17 protein-coding genes and 1 tRNA gene are annotated in these 20484 nt (G+C 66.2%); 1 reads left to right on the top strand and 17 read right to left on the bottom strand.

What is annotated here, in order from left to right:
• Window positions 1–33: 33 nt before the first annotated feature.
• From AC3G88_RS05400 to clsB, 6 genes are all read right to left on the bottom strand, one after another.
• Window positions 34–990: a DegV family protein gene (locus AC3G88_RS05400; protein WP_488893169.1), complete on the bottom strand. Its 957-nt coding sequence runs from the start codon at window positions 988–990 to the stop codon at window positions 34–36.
• A 115-nt stretch (window positions 991–1105) separates the two neighbouring features.
• On the bottom strand, window positions 1106–2305 hold the full coding sequence (locus tag AC3G88_RS05395; RefSeq protein ID WP_488893347.1) for an acetyl-CoA C-acyltransferase: 1200 nt from the start codon (window positions 2303–2305) through the stop codon (window positions 1106–1108).
• A gap of 20 nt (window positions 2306–2325) precedes the next feature.
• Complete coding sequence (locus tag AC3G88_RS05390) at window positions 2326–4752, bottom strand: 3-hydroxyacyl-CoA dehydrogenase NAD-binding domain-containing protein (RefSeq protein ID WP_488770837.1); 2427 nt, start codon at window positions 4750–4752, stop codon at window positions 2326–2328.
• Between the two features lie 101 nt (window positions 4753–4853).
• Entirely contained in the window at window positions 4854–6641 is a 1788-nt protein-coding gene (locus AC3G88_RS05385; protein WP_488770836.1) for an acyl-CoA dehydrogenase C-terminal domain-containing protein, read from the bottom strand.
• Between the two features lie 89 nt (window positions 6642–6730).
• Entirely contained in the window at window positions 6731–7321 is a 591-nt protein-coding gene (locus AC3G88_RS05380) for a TetR/AcrR family transcriptional regulator (RefSeq protein ID WP_092595388.1), read from the bottom strand.
• A 397-nt stretch (window positions 7322–7718) separates the two neighbouring features.
• Window positions 7719–9119, bottom strand: a complete 1401-nt coding sequence (gene clsB / locus AC3G88_RS05375) for a cardiolipin synthase ClsB (RefSeq protein WP_488770835.1) — start codon at window positions 9117–9119, stop codon at window positions 7719–7721.
• Window positions 9120–9212: 93 nt separating this feature from the next.
• Between clsB and mobB the strand changes: the two genes are divergently transcribed.
• Entirely contained in the window at window positions 9213–9725 is a 513-nt protein-coding gene (mobB, locus tag AC3G88_RS05370; protein WP_488770834.1) for a molybdopterin-guanine dinucleotide biosynthesis protein B, read from the top strand.
• A 45-nt stretch (window positions 9726–9770) separates the two neighbouring features.
• Here the strand turns inward: mobB and AC3G88_RS05365 are convergent, their stop codons facing one another.
• From AC3G88_RS05365 to AC3G88_RS05315, 11 genes are all read right to left on the bottom strand, one after another.
• The gene (locus tag AC3G88_RS05365; RefSeq protein WP_153946533.1) at window positions 9771–10526 is read right to left on the bottom strand and encodes an endonuclease/exonuclease/phosphatase family protein; all 756 of its coding nucleotides are present in this window, start codon (window positions 10524–10526) and stop codon (window positions 9771–9773) included.
• Window positions 10523–11011 (bottom strand): dihydroneopterin triphosphate diphosphatase, encoded by a 489-nt coding sequence (gene nudB, locus AC3G88_RS05360; protein ID WP_488770833.1) that lies wholly within the window; start codon window positions 11009–11011, stop codon window positions 10523–10525. The genes AC3G88_RS05365 and nudB overlap by 4 nt, the downstream gene beginning before the upstream one ends.
• Before the next feature lie 85 nt (window positions 11012–11096).
• A complete protein-coding gene (locus AC3G88_RS05355) occupies window positions 11097–12062 on the bottom strand; it encodes a hypothetical protein (RefSeq protein WP_488771347.1) in 966 nt (321 codons plus the stop codon).
• Between the two features lie 202 nt (window positions 12063–12264).
• Window positions 12265–14073: an aspartate--tRNA ligase gene (gene aspS / locus AC3G88_RS05350; protein ID WP_092595400.1), complete on the bottom strand. Its 1809-nt coding sequence runs from the start codon at window positions 14071–14073 to the stop codon at window positions 12265–12267.
• 48 nt (window positions 14074–14121) lie between these two features.
• A complete protein-coding gene (locus AC3G88_RS05345; protein WP_488770832.1) occupies window positions 14122–14817 on the bottom strand; it encodes a DUF502 domain-containing protein in 696 nt (231 codons plus the stop codon).
• Between the two features lie 13 nt (window positions 14818–14830).
• Window positions 14831–15136 carry an FmdB family zinc ribbon protein gene (locus tag AC3G88_RS05340; RefSeq protein ID WP_488770831.1) on the bottom strand — a complete coding sequence of 102 codons (306 nt, stop codon included), beginning with the start codon at window positions 15134–15136 and terminating at the stop codon, window positions 14831–14833.
• A 194-nt stretch (window positions 15137–15330) separates the two neighbouring features.
• Window positions 15331–16098 (bottom strand): sodium:solute symporter family transporter, encoded by a 768-nt coding sequence (locus AC3G88_RS05335; RefSeq protein WP_488770830.1) that lies wholly within the window; start codon window positions 16096–16098, stop codon window positions 15331–15333.
• 6 nt (window positions 16099–16104) lie between these two features.
• A tRNA-Ser gene (locus AC3G88_RS05330) sits at window positions 16105–16194 on the bottom strand.
• 853 nt (window positions 16195–17047) lie between these two features.
• Window positions 17048–18625 (bottom strand): ubiquinone biosynthesis regulatory protein kinase UbiB, encoded by a 1578-nt coding sequence (gene ubiB / locus AC3G88_RS05325; protein WP_153946529.1) that lies wholly within the window; start codon window positions 18623–18625, stop codon window positions 17048–17050.
• 57 nt (window positions 18626–18682) lie between these two features.
• Entirely contained in the window at window positions 18683–19360 is a 678-nt protein-coding gene (locus tag AC3G88_RS05320; protein ID WP_488770829.1) for a ubiquinone biosynthesis accessory factor UbiJ, read from the bottom strand.
• A gap of 114 nt (window positions 19361–19474) precedes the next feature.
• Window positions 19475–20473, bottom strand: coding sequence for a Tim44 domain-containing protein (locus AC3G88_RS05315; RefSeq protein ID WP_488770828.1), 999 nt, complete (start codon window positions 20471–20473; stop codon window positions 19475–19477).
• Window positions 20474–20484: the final 11 nt, after the last annotated feature.

Raw genomic sequence — 20484 nt, 5'->3', positions numbered from 1 at the left:
CTTCCTCGTCTCGGTCGTGATGCAGACTGCCGCTCACACAAACGGTGGCGGCATGTCGGAAAGATAACTGAGGCCGAACGCGCCCGCGCCCACGTTGAGCGCGACGGTCAGGCTCATCGGCGCGAGCATCAGCTCCACGCCATACTTCGCGGCGGTCTCGGCCAGCGACTGCCATGCCGGCCACGATTCCACCTCGTCCAGATCGCCCGCATAGGCGGCGGCCACGGCGGGCGTCAGCAGGCACCTGGCCCGGATACAGGCTTCCGCATGGCCCAGCAGGCGGCGCACGCCGTCCTCGGCCCCGCGCACCTTGGCAATCGCCTCGGTGTCACCCTGGTGCATGCGGATCACCGGGCGGATATTGAACGCGCTGCCCAGCATGTAGCGGCTCCAGGTGATGCTGTTCTCGCCCTTGTGCCTGGCGCGCGTGTACATGTACAGCAGTTCGTCGGGAATCAGGAACATGTGCGCGGCGTCGCGCAGGCGGTTCTCCACGGCGTCCACCACTTCGGAGGCCTTCGCGCCATTGGCCAGCATGCGGGCCGCCTCGCGCACGATCAGCGCCTGGCCGGGGCCGATGGCGCCGGTGTCGATCACGGTCAGGTCGAACAGTCCGCTGCGCCCGGCGTCCTTGCGCAGCTTGAAGCTGCGGGCAACCGTGCCCACCACGGCGCCCGTGGCATTCGCGTAGAGCTTGCTGCGGCTGCTGGCGATGGTCAGCAGGATGGCGCGGTCGCAGCCAGCCACGACGTTCTTCAGCAGATGGTCTTCCAGCTCGCGTTCGAGCAGCGGGATCGATTCGGCATAGTGGTCCTGCTTGCCGACCAGGTACTGGTGATAGAGGTCCGGCAGCGCGGCCTCGTCGCGCGTATCGACCACGAAGCGGTCGCCGGCGCGGATGCGGAACGGGATGGTGCGGACGCCCAGCGCGTCCATCATCGAACGCGGCATGTCGCATGCCGCGTCGGCCAGAATGGCGGTCTCCTGCATATTGTTGTTCTCCTCCGGGTCAGTGCGTCAACGTGTTGGCATCTTCGTGTCCATACATTTCTTCATCTGATCGAAGGTTGGGACAGCCCTGCCCCGGGCTGTCCCTGCGGCGCGTTCAGACGCGCTCGAAGATTCCTGCGGCGCCCATGCCGGTGCCCACGCACATGGTGACCATGCCGTACTTCAGGTCGTGGCGACGCAGCGCATGCACCACGGTGGCCGAACGGATCGCACCGGTCGCGCCAAGCGGATGGCCCAGCGCAATGGCGCCGCCCATGCGGTTCACGCGGGCCGGATCGAGTTCCAGGTCGCGCATCACCGCCAGCGACTGCGCGGCGAACGCCTCGTTCAGCTCGATCCACTCGATCTGGTCCTGCGTCAGGCCGCCGGCCTTCAGCGCGGCCGGAATCGCGGCCTTCGGGCCGATCCCCATGATCTCCGGCGGCACGCCCCGCACCGCGAACGATACGAAACGGGCCAGCGGCACCAGGTTGAACTGCTTGAGGATCTTTTCCGAGACCAGAATCAGCGCGCCGGCGCCATCCGACGTCTGCGAGCTGTTGCCGGCCGTCACGCTGCCCTTGTTGGCGAACACCGGGCGCAGCTTGGCCAGGCCTTCCACCGACGTGTCCGGGCGCGGACCTTCGTCCAGCGAGATAGTACGCGTCTTGACGCTGACCTGGCCAGTGGCGAGGTCCGGAAACTTCTCGACTACCTCGATCGGGGTAATCTCGTCGTTGAATTCGCCAGCCTGCTGCGCGGCGATGGCCTTCTGGTGCGACGCCAGCGCGAACGCGTCCTGGTCTTCGCGGCTCACCTGCCATTGCGAGGCCACCTTCTCGGCGGTCAGGCCCATGCCGTAGGCAATGCCGACGTTCTCGTCGCGCGCGAAGATCGACGGCGACATCGACGGCGAGTTGCCCATCATCGGCACCATGCTCATCGATTCCACGCCGGCGGCAATCATTACGTCCGATTCGCCCACGCGGATGCGGTCGGCCGCCATCGCCACGGCCGACAGGCCCGAGGCGCAGAAGCGGTTCACCGTAATGCCGCCCACCGTATTGGGCAGGCCGGACAGCAGCGCGCCGATACGCGCCACGTTCAGGCCCTGCTGGGCTTCGGGAATGGCGCAGCCAACAATGGCGTCTTCGATCAGCGCCGGGTCCAGGCCCGGCACCTGGGCCACCGCGGCCTTCAGGATCGAGGCCAGCAGGTCGTCGGGGCGGGTGTTCTTGAATGCGCCCTTCGGGGCCTTGCCAATCGGCGAACGGGTAGCCGCAACGATGTAGGCGTCTTGCAGTTGTTTCATGATGTCGGTTCCTCGTTGGCGGATTAGTTGCGCACCGGCTTGCCCGTCTGCAGCATGCCCATGATGCGCTCCTGCGTCTTGCCGTTGCCCAGCAGGTCGATGAACGCCTTGCGTTCCAGCGCCAGCAGCCAGTCTTCGCTGACCAGCGAGCCCGCCTCCACGTCCCCGCCGCACACCACTTCGGCAATGCGCGACGCGATCAGGAAATCGTGCGCCGAGATGAAATTGCCATCGCGCATGTTGACGAGCGACGCCTGGATCGTGGCGATGCCCGAGCGGCCAGCCACCGGAATCAGCTGGCCCGGCAGCGGCGCGCGGTAGCCGGCATTGGCCAGCGCGCGCACTTCACCCTGCGCCACGTACAGCAGTTCGTGCACGTTGTAGACGATGGTGTCGGTCGGCTGCACGTAGCCCATCTTCTGCGCATCGAGTGCCGACGTCGACACCTTGGCCATCGCCGCCGCCTGGAAACGGCTGGTGACGAAGTTCAGGTAGTTCGTGCTGCCGGCAGCCTGCGCCGCCTTGGCTGCCGCAATCGCGGCTTCCTTCAGGCCGCCGCCGGCCGGCACCAGGCCCACGCCGACTTCGACCAGGCCCACGTAGCTTTCCATCGCCACCACGCGTTTGGCCGAATGCAGCATCAGTTCGCAGCCGCCGCCCAGCGCGATACCCGACACGGCCGGCACCACCGGCACCGCCGCGTATTTCACGCGCATCATCGTGTCCTGGAACTTCTTCACGAACGGCTCGATGCCCTTGGCGCCGCCCATCATGAAGGCCGGCATGGCGGCTTCCAGGTTGGCACCGGCCGAGAACGGACCGCCCGGCGCGCCCAGCTGCAGCGACGTCGGCTGCCAGACGACCAGGCCCTTGTACCCGGCTTCGGCCAGGTCCACGGCGCGCACGATGGTGTCGAGCACGTCCGGGCCAATCGTGTTCATCTTGCTCTTGAACGAGATGACCAGCACATCGTCGGCCCCTTCGCTGGTCCAGATGCGCGCACCGTCGTTCTCTTCGATGGTCTTGCCGGCGCGGCGCGGATCTGCCGCGTCGGTGCCCTTGATGGCGGCACGGAACACCTGGCGCTCGTACACCGGCAGCGCGGCACGCTTGACGAAGCTGCTGGTCGCCGGCGACCAAGAGCCCTGTGCCGTATGCACGCCGCCGTTGTCGGCCACCGGGCCTTGCAGCACCCAGGCCGGCAGCGGCACGTTGGCCAGCGCCTTGCCTGCGTCGATGTCTTCCTTGACCCACTGCGCCACCTGCGTCCAGCCGGCGGCCTGCCAGTCCTCGAACGGACCCGAGTTCCAGCCGAAGCCCCAGCGAATCGCCAGGTCGATGTCGGCAGCCGAACCGGCGATCTGCTCCAGATAGACGCCGATGTAGTGGAACACGTCGCGGAACACGGCCCACAGGAACTGTGCCTGCGGGTTGGTCGATTCGCGCAGCAGCCTGATGCGCTCGGCCGGGTCCTTCTTGAGCATGCGCACGACGATCTCGTCGGCCTTCTTGCCCGAATCCACGTACTGGCCGGTCTTGGCGTCCAGCACCTTGATGGCCTTGCCTTCCTTCTTGTAGAAGCCCGCGCCGGTCTTCTGGCCCAGCGCGCCGGCATCCACCAGGCCCTTGAGCACGGCCGGCGTCTTGTAGACGGCCGCGAACGGGTCGCCGCCCAGGCCGTCCTGCATGGTCTTGATCACGTGGGCCATCGTGTCCAGGCCCACCACGTCGGCGGTGCGGAACGTGGCCGACTTGGCGCGGCCCAGCTTGGTGCCGGTCAGGTCATCGACGATATCGAACGGAATGCCGTACTTTTCGGCTTCGGCAAACACGGCCAGGATCGAGAAGATCCCCACGCGGTTGGCGATGAAGTTCGGCGTGTCCTTGGCACGCACCACGCCCTTGCCGAGCGTGGTGGTCAGGAAGGCCTCCAGGCGGTCCAGGATCTCGGGCTTCGTGGTGGCGGTCGGGATCAGTTCCACCAGGTGCATGTAGCGCGGCGGATTGAAGAAGTGCACGCCGCAGAAGCGCGCCTTCAGGTCGGCGTCGAAGCCGTCGGACAGCGACGTGATCGACAAGCCCGAGGTATTCGTCGCGAAGATCGCGTTCGGCGCCAGGTGCGGCGCCACCATCTTGTAGAGATCGTGCTTCCAGTCCATGCGTTCGGCGATCGCCTCGATCACCACGTCGCATTCCTTGAGCAGTTCCAGATTGTCCTCGTAGTTGGCCGCGCGGATCAGGCCGGCTTCGTCCTTGATGCCCAGCGGCGCCGGCGACAGCTTCTTGAGGTTTTCGATGGCACGCATGGCGATGCCGTTCTTGGGGCCTTCCTTGGCCGGCAGGTCGAACAGCACCACCGGCACGCGGGCGTTGACCAGGTGGGCGGCAATCTGCGCCCCCATGACGCCGGCACCGAGCACGGCGACTTTCTTGACGATGAAATTGGACATGCGCGCTCCTAGAGTCGTGAGCGTTTGAGGAGAGAGAAATTCAGTGCTGTCTGGGTCGGCTCCGCCTCTCCCGCCTTGCGGGAGAGGGGAGCCACCCCCGATCAGAACAGATCGGCGTCCAGCGCCATCAGCGTGGCCGAACCGGCGCGCGCCTTGCGGATCTCGGCGGCGGTTTCGGGCAGCAGCTTGGCAAAGTAGAAGCGCGCCGTGGCCAGCTTGCTGACGTAGAACTTGTCGCCGCTGTCCTGCTTCTCCAGCGCGATCTTGGCCATGCGGGCCCAGAAGTACGAGAACACCAGGTGGCCCACCACGCGCAGGTACGGCACGGCGGCGGCGCCCACCTCGTCGGGGTTGCCCATCGCCTTCATGCCGATTTCCATCGTGAGCTTCTGCACCTTGTCGCCGATGTCGGCCAGCGGGTTCACGAATTCCTGCATGGCTTCGTTGGTGCCCTCTTCCTCGACGAACTGCTGCACGATCTTGCCGAAGGCCTTCAGCTTGGCGCCCATGTCGCCCAGGATCTTGCGGCCCAGCAGGTCCAGCGACTGGATCGTGTTGGTGCCTTCGTAGATCATGTTGATGCGCGCGTCGCGCACGTACTGCTCCATGCCCCATTCGGCGATGTAGCCGTGGCCGCCGAACACCTGCATGCCCTCGTTGGTCGACGTGAACGCGTTGTCGGTCAGGAAGGCCTTGATCACCGGCGTCAGCAGCGCCACCAGGTCGGCGGCTTCCTTGCGCACGGACGCGTCGGGGTGTGACAGTTCGCGGTCGATCTGCAGCGCGGTCCAGTAGCTGAACGCGCGGCCGCCTTCGGCGTAGGCCTTCTGCGTGAGCAGCATGCGGCGCACGTCCGGATGGACGATGATCGGGTCGGCCGCCTTCTCGGGCGCCTTCGGGCCGGTCAGCGCGCGCATCTGCAGGCGGTCCTTGGCGTAGGCCAGCGAGTTCTGGTAGGCCACTTCGGTCAGGCCCAGGCCTTGCGCGCCCACACCGAGGCGGGCCGCGTTCATCATCACGAACATGGCGTTGAGGCCCTTGTTGGCCTCGCCCACCAGCCAGCCGCGCGCGCCGTCCAGGTTCATCACGCAGGTGGCGTTGCCGTGGATGCCCATCTTGTGCTCGATCGAGCCGCACTTGATGCCGTTGCGCTCGCCCGGGTTGCCGTTGGCGTCCGGGATGAACTTCGGTACGACGAACAGCGAGATGCCCTTGGTGCCTTGCGGGGCGTCCGGCAGGCGCGCCAGCACCAGGTGGATGATGTTCTCGGCCAGGTCGTGCTCGCCGGCCGAGATGAAGATCTTGGTGCCCGTGATGGCGTACGAGCCGTCGCCCTGCGGTTCGGCCTTCGAGCGCAGGATGCCCAGGTCGGTGCCGCAGTGGGGCTCGGTCAGGCACATCGTGCCCGTCCACACGCCCGACACCAGCTTGGGCAGGTAGGTCTGCTTCAGTTCCGGCGTGCCGTGCGCGTGCAGCGCCTCGTAGGCGCCGTGCGACAGGCCCGGGTACATCGTCCATGCCTGGCCGGCCGAGTTCAGCATCTCGTACAGCGCGTTGTTGACCACGATCGGCAGGCCCTGGCCGCCGAATTCGGGGTCGCAGGCCAGCGCGGGCCAGCCGGCCTCGACATACTGCTGGTAGGCTTCCTTGAAGCCCTTGGGTGCGCGCACCACGCCGTCGCCGACGTAGGTGCAGCCTTCGCGGTCGCCGGGCTGGTTCAGCGGAAACACCACGTCCGCGCAGAACTTGCCGGCTTCTTCGATCACCTGGTTGATGGTGTCCGCGTCGATGTCCGCGTGTTGCGGCATCGCCTTGAGTTCGGCTTCTGCGCCGAGCAGTTCGTGGAGCACGAACTGCATGTCGCGCAACGGTGCGGTGTACTGGCCCATCAAAGACTCCTTGGAGGTTTGCCCGGTGCCGCCACACGCGCATGCCGCACGCCCTGGAGGGGACGCGTGCGACCGTTGCCGGGGGCGGCTCAGGTACGGTAAGACTGAATCAGTTTGTTGAGCGCGACCATGGCAAGTTCGGCACTGTCCGGCAGGCGCAGAAATCGGGCGTCATGATGCAAGCCTAGTTCAAGGCTGTACATCTCGAACAGCATCAGGCGCGGATCGCAATCCGCGCGCAGGTGCCCCTCCTCCTTGGCCTGGTCGATGGCACGCAACAGCGCGGCCCGCCAGATCGTGACGCTCTTGACCAGCTCGTCACGCACCGGGCTTTCCGCGCGGTCGTCGTACTCGACCGCACCGCTGATGTAGATGCAACCCGTGGTCACTTCCTGGATGCGCTTTTCCATCCAGCGCCGCACCATCGACCACAGGCGAGGCAGACCGCGCGGCTCCTGCAGCGAGGGGTAGAACACCTCCTGCTCGAACCGCCGGTGATACTCGCGCACCACTTCCACCTGCAGGTCTTCGCGCGAACCGAAATGCGCGAACACGCCGCTCTTGCTCATCTGCATGCGTTCCGCGAGCAGGCCGATGGTCAGACCTTCCAGCCCGTCGCGGGACGACAGTTCCAGTGCGGCATCGAGAATCGCCACGCGCGTCATCTCACCCTTTCGCAAGGGCGTGGGCGCGGCGGCGGATTCAAGACGAACTGACTGGTGTCGCATGGTTTTCTCTCCGTTCTCTGCAGCATCCCGCGGATGCTGTTTCCTGGCTTGACGCTGCTTTCGGCAGGCGCCGCGACAGCAAACCGCCATCGCAAATGCACGAAGTCTAAGCCAAAAAAGAACGGTCGTTCAGATTATTCTGGCGGGGCCGACTGGCATCAAGTATTTAATTAGACCCGTGTTTCTAAACAGGCGGCCCCGATGGGGCCGGCCGCGGCGTCCATTCGGCGCATTGCAGCAACGGCTTAAAAACCGCACCGAATCGCGGCCTGCGCGCAACGGGGTATGGCAGCACTGCGGCAAGGCACCATGTTACCGTGTGGCGCCGCGTCGGCGCCTCGTCGGCGTCTCAGTAGCGGCCCGTCACGCCCGCGATGACGACGCCGAGACGCAACACGTAGTAGGCCGCCCAATTGGCAAAGCGCCGCAAACGCGGCAGCCGGGCATGCACCTCGGGCATCACCCGCGCGCTGCGCTGGACCATGGCGCGCTCCAGCCGGAGCCGCAGCGTATTGGCGAATGCGGCGTCATAGACCGCCACATTCGCCTCGCGTGCCAGCAGCAGGCTGAACGGGTCCATATTGCTCGACCCCACCGTGGCCCAGGTATCGTCCACCACCGCCACCTTGGCGTGCAGGAAGCTTTCCTCGTACTCATAGATCTCGACGCCGGCCTCCAGCAGCCGCGCGTAGAGCGCGTGGGTGGCGTAGTGCTGGAGCCGGTATTCGACCATGCCCTGCAGCAGCAGCCGCACCCGCACGCCGCGCTCGCGGCAGGCCAGCAGCGCGCGCCGCATCTTGTGGCCGGGCAGGAAGTAGGCGTTGGCCAGGATGACGTCGCGGCGCGCCGAGCCCAGCGCGTACAGGTATTCGCGTTCGATGGTGCGGCGATTGCGCAGGTTGTCGCGCAGCAGCAAGGCGGCCGGCACCCCATCAGGCTGGACGTCATTGCGCGCCTGCCGCGCGCCGCGCGTCAGCGCCTCCACTTCGGCAAACGCGTTCGCCGTTTCACGCAGGCCGCGCCGTTGTGCGATGCGGAACCAGAGCCGGGCCGATGCCAGCGCGATCTGCGCCACCAGCGGACCGCGCACGCGTACGGCGAAGTCGTATCGCGGCCCCAGTTCCGGCAGGTCGATCGGCCCGTGGTTATGGTCGTCGATGATATTGATGCCGCCGACGAACGCCACCTTGCCGTCGATCACGGCGATCTTGCGATGGAGCCGCCGCAGGTGGCGCCGCGCAAACTTGAATCCGCGCAGCGGCCGGTAAATTTCCACATTGACGCCGCCGGCACGCAGGCGATCCAGCAGCGCGGCGGGCATGTCGCCGGCGCCAAACCCGTCCACCACCAGCCGCACATCGACGCCACGCCGGGCGGCCGCGATCAGCGCATCGCCCACGCGCGCGCCCACGGCATCGTCGGCGTAGATATAGGTCTCCACCACCACGTGCCCCTGCGCCGCATCGATGGCGGCGATCAGCGCCGGAAAGAACTCCTGGCCGTTACGGAGGAGATCGACGAGATTGCCCGGCACCGGGCTGCCCCGGCGGCGCACCCAGCGCATCAGCCGGGCCCTGGCATGGGCCCCGGCGCTGCGCAACTCGTGGACGGGCCCGCTCGGGCCAGTCCCGGGCGTCGGCGGCGCGGCGGCGTCCACTGGCGCCGGGCGCCCGTCGGGTGCCTGGGTCACCTCGGGCACCTCGGGGGTCCGGGGCAATTCGGGTTCGGCGCGATCGTAAGTCCGTGACATGGCTCGATTATCGGGCAACGGGCGGCTCCTGCACATGGCCCGGCCGAACTCTGCTATTGTCAGGCCATTGTGACGCCCAACAGGGAAAGCATTGTGAAGGTATTCGGTATCGCCGGTTCTTCGGGCAGCGGCAAGACGACGCTGCTGGACCAGTTGATCCCCCGCTTCGTGGCCGGCGGCCTGCGCGTCGCCGGCATCAAGCACACGCACCACGGTTTCGATCCGGACACGCCTGGCAAGGATTCGTGGCGCATGCGCCAGGGTGGTTGCGAGAACGTCGTGCTGGTGGGCGCCCGCCACCTGACGCTGATGCGCCACTATCCGGAAGACAAGCCGTCCCCGGAAATCGGCGAAGCCCTGGCCGTGCTGCCGCCCGACACCGACCTGGTCATGGTCGAGGGCTACAAATGGAGCGATTTCCCCAAGCTGGAAATCTATCGTCCGGCCAACGGCAAGGCGCCGCTCTGGACCGAAGTGCCGGGCGTGGTGGCGGTGGCCACCGATGCAATGGAACAGGTAACCGGACAGACGACGCTGCCGGTGATCGACCTGGCCGACGCGGACGCCATCTACCGCTGGATCCGCGACTACCTGGCTTCGCACTGACGCCAGATTCAGCGGGGGTACCGGCCCCTGCGCTGTCTTTCCGCCTTACGCTTCCGGGATCGCCACGCGATGCGCCAGCTCGGCCATCAGCGGCACATGATCCGATCGCTGCGCCCACTCACGGCCAGTCAGCGCCTGCGTGCGTTCGATATCGAAGCCGCGCACGTAGATGCGGTCGAGCTGCCACCACGGCATATGGCTCGGAAAGGTATGAATGCGTCCGTTCTTGGCGTGGGCCGATTCCACGGCATTCAGCGTGTTGCAGATGCGGGTATCGAGCTTGTGGTTCCAGTCGTTGAAGTCGCCCGCGATCACCAGCGGCGCGTGGTCGGGCACCACTGATCGCACCCGGTCCACCAGCGCACTGGCCTGCCGCACCCGGCTGCGCGCGAACAGCCCGAAATGCACGCAGATCAGATGCGCCTCCACGCCGTGGATGTCCGCCACGGCGTGCAGCAGCCCGCGCTGTTCGAAGCGATGATCCGAAATATCAAGATTTTCCGACATCAGGATCGGATGCCGCGACAGGATCGCGTTGCCGTGGTGCCCGTGTTCGTACACGGCGTTGCGCCCGTAGACCGAATGTGGATAGGCGTCGGTGGCCAGGTAGTTAAGCTGGGTGTGATCGGGGTCGAACAGTTCGGCGGCGATCAGGCGGTCATTGCGATCCTGCACTTCCTGCAGGAACACGATATCGGCGTCCATCGACTGCAGGCCCGTGCGCACGCTCTGGATGCGCGGCTTGCCCGAAAACCCCTTCACACCCTTGTGGATGTTGTAGGTCACGACGCGAAGTTTCATCGCGCCTCTCCACGTACGGCCCCGGCTTCCACGCCCTGCGCCCCGGCCATACGCCAGGCCAGCTGGCGCACCGCCTCCGCGTTGCTGCTGGAAAAACAGCGTTCGGCGGCTGCCTGCCATGACAGCCACTCGAACCGCAGGTGTTCACGCGGCGCCAGCGTCACAGGCAGCGGCTCCGGTACACACAGGCCGAACCAGTGCTCGGTATTGCGGGTGACGCCGGGCGCATAGCGATGACGCCACTGGGGGTAGATTTCGTAGTCGATCGTATGCCGCCAGTCGGTCAACTGGTAGTGGCTGGCCACGATGCCGGTTTCCTCGGCAACTTCGCGGGCGGCGGTCGCCATCAGCGGCTCGTCGACGGCATCGAGGCTGCCCGTCACCGATTGCCAGAAGCCTGGCCGGTCGGCACGCTCGATCAACAGGACTTGCAGGTCTGGCGTATGAATGACGACCAGTACCGATTCGGGGATCTTGTAGCGCATGGGGCGGTGAAAGCAACAGAACCCAAGCATAGCGCAGCGGCGCCCCCTTCGGCGTCATCCGCTGTCTGAATACCGCGATGTGGAATCACGCGACGGTCTGCTCGCCCGCCGCCCTCGGCGTCAGGTAGTGCGCGCCGGGCACAGGGCTGGCCACGCCGTCCGGCCCCGTGCCGGGCATGCTGCCCAGCCAGGTATCGAAGACCTCGGGCGAATCGCCGTGCCCCCAGGCGGCGCGCAGTTGCTGCATCAGCGGCGCCAGCGCCTGGGTATAACGCTGGGACGCCACATGGGCATGTTCGGCCAGCGCATCGGTGCTTTCACGCACCTGGGCGGCCAGATCCGCGCGTTCCTGGCCGATTTCCTTCTCGCGCATGCCGAGCTGGTTGTATTTCTGGATCAGGAACCGCTGGTAATCCCCCGCCTCCACCCCTTGCGCGGCCTGGGCATTGACCTGTTCGAAGCGCAGCACGATGCTGGCCGTTTCCTGCTCGACATGGGCGGCCTCGGCGTTCACCTGCTGCAGGGCTTCCTGCAGGCGGAGGGCCTCGCGCCGATGGGTCTGCAGGCGCGTCGCTTCGTCGTCAAACGTACGCTGGGCGGTCAGGTAGGCCTGCACCACGGGTTGCGGCGCCACCACGAGCAGCGGGTCGGCGCCCCCGGCACGCCGGCCCGACAGCAACGCGTCCTCGGCCAGCCGCAGGTTGCCGACATCCTCCAGCCAACGACCGCGGGCCATCACGGTAGCCACGGTGTCCAGCGCCAGCTTGCGCAGGGCGTCGGCACGCTGCGCGGCCACGGGGCCTTCGCCCTGCACGGGCTGGGCGTAGTCGGAGAGCGGCTGCGCGCTCTGCACGGCATGCGCGATATCGGGCACGCAGGCCGCCACGGTGGTCGCCACCGATTCCGACATGGCCTGGGCCGACTTGCGCACTGCGCGGCGCAGCTCGAAGCGCGCCAGCAGCATCATGAGCAGCCCGGCCACCAGCCAGGTCAGGATGGTTTCCGCATGGGCCAGCACGAAGGCCCGGATCGTTTCCGTATCGAGTTGCAGCATCTGGTTTGTCCTCCCACGTCACGACCGGCCTTTCGGGTGGGCCGGCTTCGCGCGCATCAGGCAGAAAGACATCATCCGTGGTGCCTTCGTTCCGAGTGGTAACAAATGGAAACGCATCCTTGCGCCGAAAACAAAAAAGCCGCGCGGGTGCGCGGCTTTTCGTACCGGAACCGGAATGATCCGGTCTCGGGTCGGGCGATCAGGCAGTCGTCTTCGGCTCTTGCGCGCGCAGGCGGATATGCAGTTCGCGCAGTTGCTTCTCGTCGACCGAGCTCGGGGCCTGCGTCAGCAGATCCTGGGCGCGTTGCGTCTTCGGGAAGGCGATCACGTCGCGGATCGAATCGGCACCGGCCATCATCGTCACGATGCGGTCCAGGCCGAAGGCCAGGCCGCCGTGCGGCGGCGCACCATATTGCAGCGCGTCGAGCAGGTAGCCGAACTTGGCACGGGCTTCCTCGTCGCCGATCTTCAGCGCGCGGAACACCTTGCTCTGCACGTCCTCGCGGTAGATACGGACCGAGCCGCCGCCCATTTCCCAGCCGTTCAGCACCATGTCGTAGGCCTTGGCGATGCACTTGCCCGGGTCGGTTTCCAGGTACTGCAGGTGCTCGTCCTTGGGGCTCGTGAACGGATGGTGCATGGCCACCCAGCGGGCATCTTCCTCGTCGTACTCGAACATCGGGAAGTCGATCACCCACAGCGGCTTCCAGGTGTCCTCGAACAGGCCGGTGCTCTTGCCGAATTCCGAATGGCCGATCTTCAGGCGCAGCGCGCCGATGGCGTCGTTGACCACCTTGGCCTTGTCGGCCCCGAAGAAGATGATGTCGCCGTCCTTGGCTTCGGTGCGCTTCAGGATTTCGGCAATCGATGCGTCGTGCAGGTTCTTCACGATCGGCGACTGCAGGCCATCACGGCCCTTGGCCACTTCGTTGACCTTGATCCAGGCCAGGCCCTTGGCGCCGTAGATCGCCACGAACTGGGTGTAGGCATCGATCTCGCCGCGCGAGATGGCGCTGCCGCCCGGCACGCGCAGGCCCACCACACGACCGTTGTCGCTGTTGGCCGGGCCCGAGAACACCTTGAAATCGACGTCCTTCATGACGTCGGTCAACTCGGTAAATTCCAGCTTGACGCGCAGGTCGGGCTTGTCCGAGCCAAAGCGGGCCATGGCTTCGCGGAATTCCATCACCGGGAACTTGGAGACCAGGTCCACGTCGATGGCGTTCTTGAACACGGTGCGCATCATGTCCTCGAACAGGTCACGGATCTCCTGTTCGGTCAGGAACGACGTTTCGCAGTCGATCTGGGTGAATTCGGGCTGGCGGTCGGCGCGCAGGTCCTCGTCACGGAAGCACTTGGTGATCTGGTAGTAGCGGTCGAAGCCCGAGACCATCAGCATCTGCTTGAAGATCTGCGGCGACTGCGGCAGCGCGAAGAAGTGGCCCGGGTTCACGCGCGACGGCACCAGGTAGTCGCGGGCGCCTTCGGGCGTGCTCTTGCCCAGCATCGGGGTCTCGATGTCGATGAAACCCTGTGCATCCAGGTACTTGCGCACTTCCATGGCCACCTTGTAGCGCAGGCGCAGGTTGTATTGCATCTGCGGACGGCGCAGGTCCAGCACGCGGTGCGTGAGGCGCGTGGTTTCCGACAGGTTGTCGTCGTCCAGCTGGAACGGCGGCGTGACCGACGGGTTCAGCACGGTCAGCTCGTGGCACAGCACCTCGATCTTGCCCGAGGTCAGGTTGCTGTTCTCGGTACCGGCCGGACGCGGGCGCACCTTGCCGACCACGCGGATGCAGAATTCGTTGCGGATCTCTTCCGCGGCCTTGAACATCTCCGGACGGTCCGGATCGCACACCACCTGCACCAGGCCTTCACGGTCGCGCAGATCGACGAAGATCACGCCGCCATGGTCGCGACGGCGCTGCACCCAGCCCGTCAGGGCCACTTCCTGGCCGGTCAGTTGTTCGGTCACCAGACCGCAGTAATGTGTACGCATGGAAGACATAGGAGAAAGTCCCTGTAATGCACGGCCGCCAGGCAGCCGCGCGCAAATTCAGTTGGTATGGGTGTCGGCGACTTCGTCGGCAACCAGCGCGCCGTCGTCCGCGCGGGCATCGCCGCCGGCGCGGCGCGGCAGTTCGGTCGGCGCCACCACGCCCATCGACACGATGTACTTCAGCGCCGCGTCAACGGTCATGTCGAGCTCGATGGTGTCTGCCTTCGGCATCATCAGGAAGAAGCCCGACGTGGGGTTCGGCGTCGTCGGCACGTACACGCTGACGTATTCGCCCTGCAGGTGATTTTGCACGTCGCCGCCCGGACGTCCAGTCAGAAACGCAATCGTCCATGACCCTTCGCGCGGATACTGCACCAGCAGCGCCTTGCGGAACGCGTTGCCGGACGACGACAGCAGCGTGTCCGACACCTGCTTCACGCTGGTATAGATCGGCCCCACCACCGGGATATGGCCCAGCAACGCTTCCCACCAGCGCACCAGGCGCTGGCCAATGAAGTTGTGCGCCAGCACGCCCACCAGCAGGATGAACAGCAGGGTCAGGATGGCGCCCAGCCCCGGGATGCGGCGCCCGAAGATGTTCTCGGGCTGCCACGCCAGCGGCAGCAGCGCCATGCTCTGGTCCATCGTGCCGATGATCAGGTTGAGCACCCACAGCGTGATGCCCAGCGGCACGAGCACGAGCAGACCGGTCAGGAACCAGGTCTTGATGGCGGACGTTTTCTTGGTAGCCACGGCTTGCCGGCGCTCAGTTGCTGCCGGCGGCCGGCGTGGCCGGTGCCGCAGGCGCGGCAGCCGGGGCGGCCGGCGCGGCATCGGCTGCCGGCGAACCGGCCGGGGCGCTGGCCGGGGCGCTGGTGCCGCCGCTGCCGCCACGGAAATCCGTCACGTACCAGCCCGAGCCCTTGAGCTGGAAGCCGGCTGCGGTTAGCTGTTTCTTGAAGGTCTCCGCGGTGCCGCAGGATGGGCAGTCCGTAAGCGGGGCATCGCTCATCTTCTGCAGCACATCGCGCCCGTGGCCGCAGGCGTCGCAACGGTAGGCATAGATCGGCATGGTTCTTTCGTGGAATCTGAAACGTAAAGCAGGTAAGTGGCTGCGCCCCGTCGGATCGACAAGGGCCTGCGCACGAAAATACCCGCGCGGCGGTGCAAAGCCGTTGATTATAAACCGTCGGCGGGGCGTCTACGGGCAGGAAATGCGGGCTTTCGGGGGCGTAATCGTCACGATATCGCCCCGGCGCTTAAAAGTTAAGCAATATGCACTTCGCGGACCGGCGGCCGGTCGCTGATCCATTGCGGCAGCAGCGAGCCGAACACCATGCCGCCAATCGAGCACAGCAGGCCCACCATCTGCGGCGGCACGGTAGCGTCGGCAAACGCCACCTCGCAGGTGAGCCACGAACTCAGGCCCAGCACGATGGCCAGCAGGCCGCCCTGGCGCGTGGCCGGCTTCCAGAACAGGCCGAACGCCAGCGGCACGAACGCCGACACCAGCGTCACCTTGTAGGCGTTTTCCACCATGTGGAAAATCGACAGGTGCGAATTCAGCGCGAACAACGTCACCAGCGTGGTGAAGACCAGCACCACCGCCTGCATCACGCGCAGGAACTGCTTGTCGCTCAAATGGCGGAAATACGGGCGCAGGATGTTCTCCGCGAACGTCACGGACGGCGCCAGCAGCGTGGCCGACGCGCAGCTCTTGATGGCGGACAGCAGCGCGCCGAAGAACATCACCTGCGCGAACATCGGCGCGTGGTTCAGGATCAGTTGCGGCAGGATCAGCTGCGAATCCGCATGGATGTACTTCTCGACCATCTGCGGGTCGATCAGCGTGGCCGAATAGGCCAGGAACATCGGGATGAAGGCAAAGAAGAAGTACAGCACGCCGCCCAGGACCGACGCGCGGCCGGCGATCTGTTCGGTTTTCGACGAGGTCACGCGCTGGAACACGTCCTGCTGCGGGATCGATCCGAGCATCATGGTGAACAGCGCCGCCGCAAACCCGATGATCTGCACCAGATCCAGCGACGGCAGGAACTCGAACTTGCCCGCCGCCGCCGCGTGCGACACCACGGCCGTCACGCCGCCGGCCTGGCCGCTGACCTCGTAGCCGATATAGAGCATGCCGACCACGATGATGATCATCTGGATGAAGTCGGTCACCGCCACCGACCACATACCGCCGAACAGCGTATAGACCAGCACGCTGGCCGCGCCGATCATCATCCCGGCTTCCTGCGACAGCGCGCCGTCCGACACGGTATAGAACACCAGGCCCAGCGCCTTGATCTGCGCCGCCACCCAGCCCAGGTACGACACGACGATGCACAGCGTGGTCAGCACTTCGGCCAGCCGGCCGTAGCGGTTGTGATAGTAGTCGCCGATGGTCAGCAGGTTCATCCGGTACAGCGGCCGGGCGAAGAACAGACCGACGAGGATCAGGCAGAGCGACGAGCCGAAGGGGTCGGACACCACCCCCGACAGGCCTTCCTTCAGGAAGACCGCCGGGATGCCGAGCACGGTTTCAGAGCCGAACCATGTGGCAAACACCGTGGCGGTGACGATGTAGAACGGCAGGCTGCGGCCCGCGACGGCGAAGTCGGCGGTGCCCTTGACGCGCAGTGCCGCCCACAGGCCGATGCCGACCGAGATAACCCAATAGATGATGACGAACCAGATCAGCATGCCGCTGCCCTATCCCAAATAGCCAGAAATGCCCTGGTGGCGAAAAACCGAATGCCGGCCGGATGCCTTGGAACATGCCAGGCTGACTCCGCCCGGAGTCCAATTCATCGGTCGGGGCCGCTGGCGCCCGGGAGGGGGCATAGGCGGTCGTAGCCGAATCAAAACGCGGATTATAGCGACGCAGACCCCCCGGAATGAAAAAAATTCCCCGGGGCGCGGTCAAATCCCCACACTCGCACCGGCACGGTGCAGCGTGGGGCGCACGGCATCTGGCGCAGCCTTACCAGTAGCCCGCCCAGGCCAGCGCCTGGACGATCACGATGCCCGCCAGGAAGCCGCCCATCAGCATCAGCGCGGTGGAAAGCCGGCGGTTGGTACGGCGCTGCTCGTGCACCAGCTGGGTCAGCAGGCGCTCCTGCTCGCCGTTGTTCAGCAGCGCACGGCGCTCCAGGAACTGGTGCGCCAGCCGGGGGAAGTCGGGCAGCATCTTGGCCCATTGCGGCGCCTCGACCTTGACGCGCTCCCAGGCGCCCTGCCAGCCGACCTGCTCGTACATCCAGCGTTCCAGGAACGGCTTCGCGGTCTTCCAGAGGTCCAGATCGGGGTCCAGCTGGCGGCCCAGGCCTTCGATATTGAGCAGCGTCTTCTGCAGCAGCACCAGCTGTGGCTGGATTTCGACGTTGAACCGGCGTGACGTCTGGAACAGGCGCATCAGCACCATGCCCAGCGAGATTTCGCGCAGCGGCTTGTCGAAATACGGCTCGCAGCAGGCGCGCACCGCCGATTCCAGTTCCTCGACGCGTGTCTCCGGCGGCACCCAGCCCGACTCCACGTGCAGCAGTGCCACCCGGTGGTAGTCGCGGCGGAAGAAGGCAATGAAGTTCTGCGCCAGGTAGTTCTTGTCGAACTCGGACAGCGCGCCAACGATGCCGAAGTCCAGCGCGATATACCGGCCGAAGGTCTCCGGCTGCACCGACACCAGGATGTTGCCCGGGTGCATGTCGGCATGGAAGAAACCGTCGCGGAACACCTGCGTGAAGAAGATCTCCACGCCTTCCTCGGCCAGCTTGTGCATGTCGACGCCGGCCGCCTTCAGCGATTCGGTGCGCGAGATCGGGATGCCGTGCATCCGCTCCATCGTGAAGACGGTGCTGGTACACCAGTCCCAGTACACCTCGGGCACGCACAGCAGGTCGCTGTCGGCAAAGTTGCGGCGCAGCTGGCTGGCGTTGGCCGCCTCGATCATCAGGTCCAGTTCGTCGTGCAGGTACTTGTCGAACTCGGCCACCACCTCGCGCGGCTTCAGGCGGCGGCCGTCGACCCACACGCGCTCCAGCCACGTGGCCATGTCGCGCATCAGCGCCAGGTCGCTGTCGATCACGGGCAGCATGCCGGGGCGCAGCACCTTCACGGCCACCTCGCGGCCATGGTTCGGGCCGCCGCGCAGCGTGGCGAAGTGAACCTGCGCAATCGACGCGCTGGCCACTGGCTGGTGCTCGAAGTTCTCGTACAGCTGCGCCAGCGGCCGGCCCAGCGACTTCTCGATGATCTTCACGGCCACCGCCGAATCGAACGGCGGCACCTGGTCCTGCAGCTTGGCCAGTTCGTCGGCGATATCGGGCGGCATCAGGTCGCGCCGGGTAGACAGCACCTGGCCGAACTTGACGAAAATCGGCCCCAGGGTCGTCAGCGCCAGGCGCAGGCGCTCGCCGCGCGGCTGTTCGAGCTTGCGGCCGATAGTGATCACGCGCACCAGGAACTTGATGCGCCGACTCTTGAAGCCGGACAGCACAAGCTCGTCGAGCCCGTAGTACAGGATGACGAAAATAATCTTGCAGAGACGCAGCAGGCGGGTCATGCGGGGATTTTCAAAAGACGGCGCCGCGCGATGCGGCAGCGAAGAGTGACATGGCGATTAACGGTGGGCCGACGGAAGCTGGCCCGAAGCCCCCTCCCCCTGTCCACCCGTGCGTTCCAGGCGTTCGAGCCGCTTTTCCAGCCGCGCCAGGTCGTCCCGCACACGCGCCACGTCGGCACCGAACCCATCCAGCGCGGCATGGCGCACGAGGGTCGGCTGCTCGTCGAGCAGGTATTCGGTCACATTGTCCAGCAGTGCCCGGCCCACGCGCGTGGCGCTTTCATGCACCTGGCGCGCGCCGTCCACCATGCGCTGGGCCACGCTGTCGCTGACCGGGCCGCCCATCACGCCACGCAGCGCCCGCGACAGGTCTTCGGCCGCGTCCCAGCGCAGGTTGCGCGCCAGCGTCGACACCGCATTGGCCAGTTCCGCATCGCCTTCGATCCGGACATGCCGCATGGCGGCAGCCTGGCCGCCCTCGGCCACGTCGGCCACCACCAGCGGCCACTGCTGCAACGGCACCCGCAGCGTCACGGCGGGCGTATCGGCGTCGGCCGCCTGCTCGATGCCGCCCCGGTCCGTGATCCGCAGGGACAGCGCGAATGCCGCGGCATCGAACCGGATGACACGGCCGGCAAATGGCGCCAGCAGGCCGCAGGCCCAGGGCTCCTGTTCGATCAGGTGATTCAGTGCGGCGACGATCGGCGCGGCCAGGGGTGTCGGCAAGGCGTTCATGGCGTCCGGTTCCGGGCAATCTGCCCAATAAAAAAGGCCCACGCGTACGTGGGCCTCCATTCTAAGCTACTCGGCCGCCGCTTCATGTCATCCATGCGGCGGCGGTCGCGCCGCTCAGGCTTCCTGCTGGATGCCAGCCAGCAGCCAGCCGCCGCCGGACGCCGACTTGGCAAGGTTCCAGACCTCACCGAACGGTTGCGCCGCTTCGCCGGCCGTCTCGCGGATCATGCCCGAGAAACGCACGCTGGCAATATGCTGGACCGGCGTGGTCTCGATGCCCAGCAGCTGGGCGTCCAGCGTGACAACGTCGGTCTTGTTGACGGACTCGCCGCGCTCGGACAGGTCCATCTTGATCTCGGCAAACATTTCCGGCGTGGTGAATTCGCGGATGTCGTCCAGGTTGCCGGCATCCCAGGCAGCCTGGAGGCGCACGTAATGTACCTTGGCGTTGCGCAGGAAGGCTTCGGTGTCGAAGTCGGCCGGCACGCCCCATGGCTGCTGCACTGCAGCGGCGGCGGCACCGGCGGCCGCGCCGCCCATGACCGGGTTGGCTGCGGCGCCGTTGTAGCCGGCCGGCTGCACCGGTTCGGCCTGACGCAGCGTCGGCTCGGCATTGCGTGCCGCGCCGCCGAACGGCGAGTTGTTGCCGTTGCCGCCCATGCCGGCGTAGGCCGGCGTCTGCGTACGGGCCGAGCCGCCACGGAACTTGCGGAACAGCCACAGGGCGAGCATCGCGATCACGGCAAAGATGATCACGTTGGCCAGGAAGCTGGCTGCCGCGCCACCGAGACCGAAGTGCGACAGCAGGTAGCCCAGGCCCAGCCCAGCCGCCAGGCCGCCGAGCATGCCACCCCAGTTACGCTTGGGCGCCGCAGCCGCTGCGCCACCCGCGGCACCGGCGGTCGCCGGCGCAGCCTGCTGCTGCGCGGGCTGCTGCTGGGCCGGCGCATTCTGCTGCGGCGGCGTGGCCTGACGCTGCTGCGTCACGTTCGACGATTGCTTGCCGACGCTGCGCGACCCGCCGAGGCGTTTCGCATTGGCGTCGAGTGCGGCCCCCATGGCTACCGTCATGATCAGCGCGGCGGCCAGGAATTTTCCACGAAAAGAAGACATTTGAGCTTTTC

This window comes from Cupriavidus sp. 86D6, assembly GCF_057815095.1.
The sequence above is the reverse complement of the archived record's forward strand: the minus strand, read 5'-3'. Positions and strand labels throughout refer to the sequence as shown.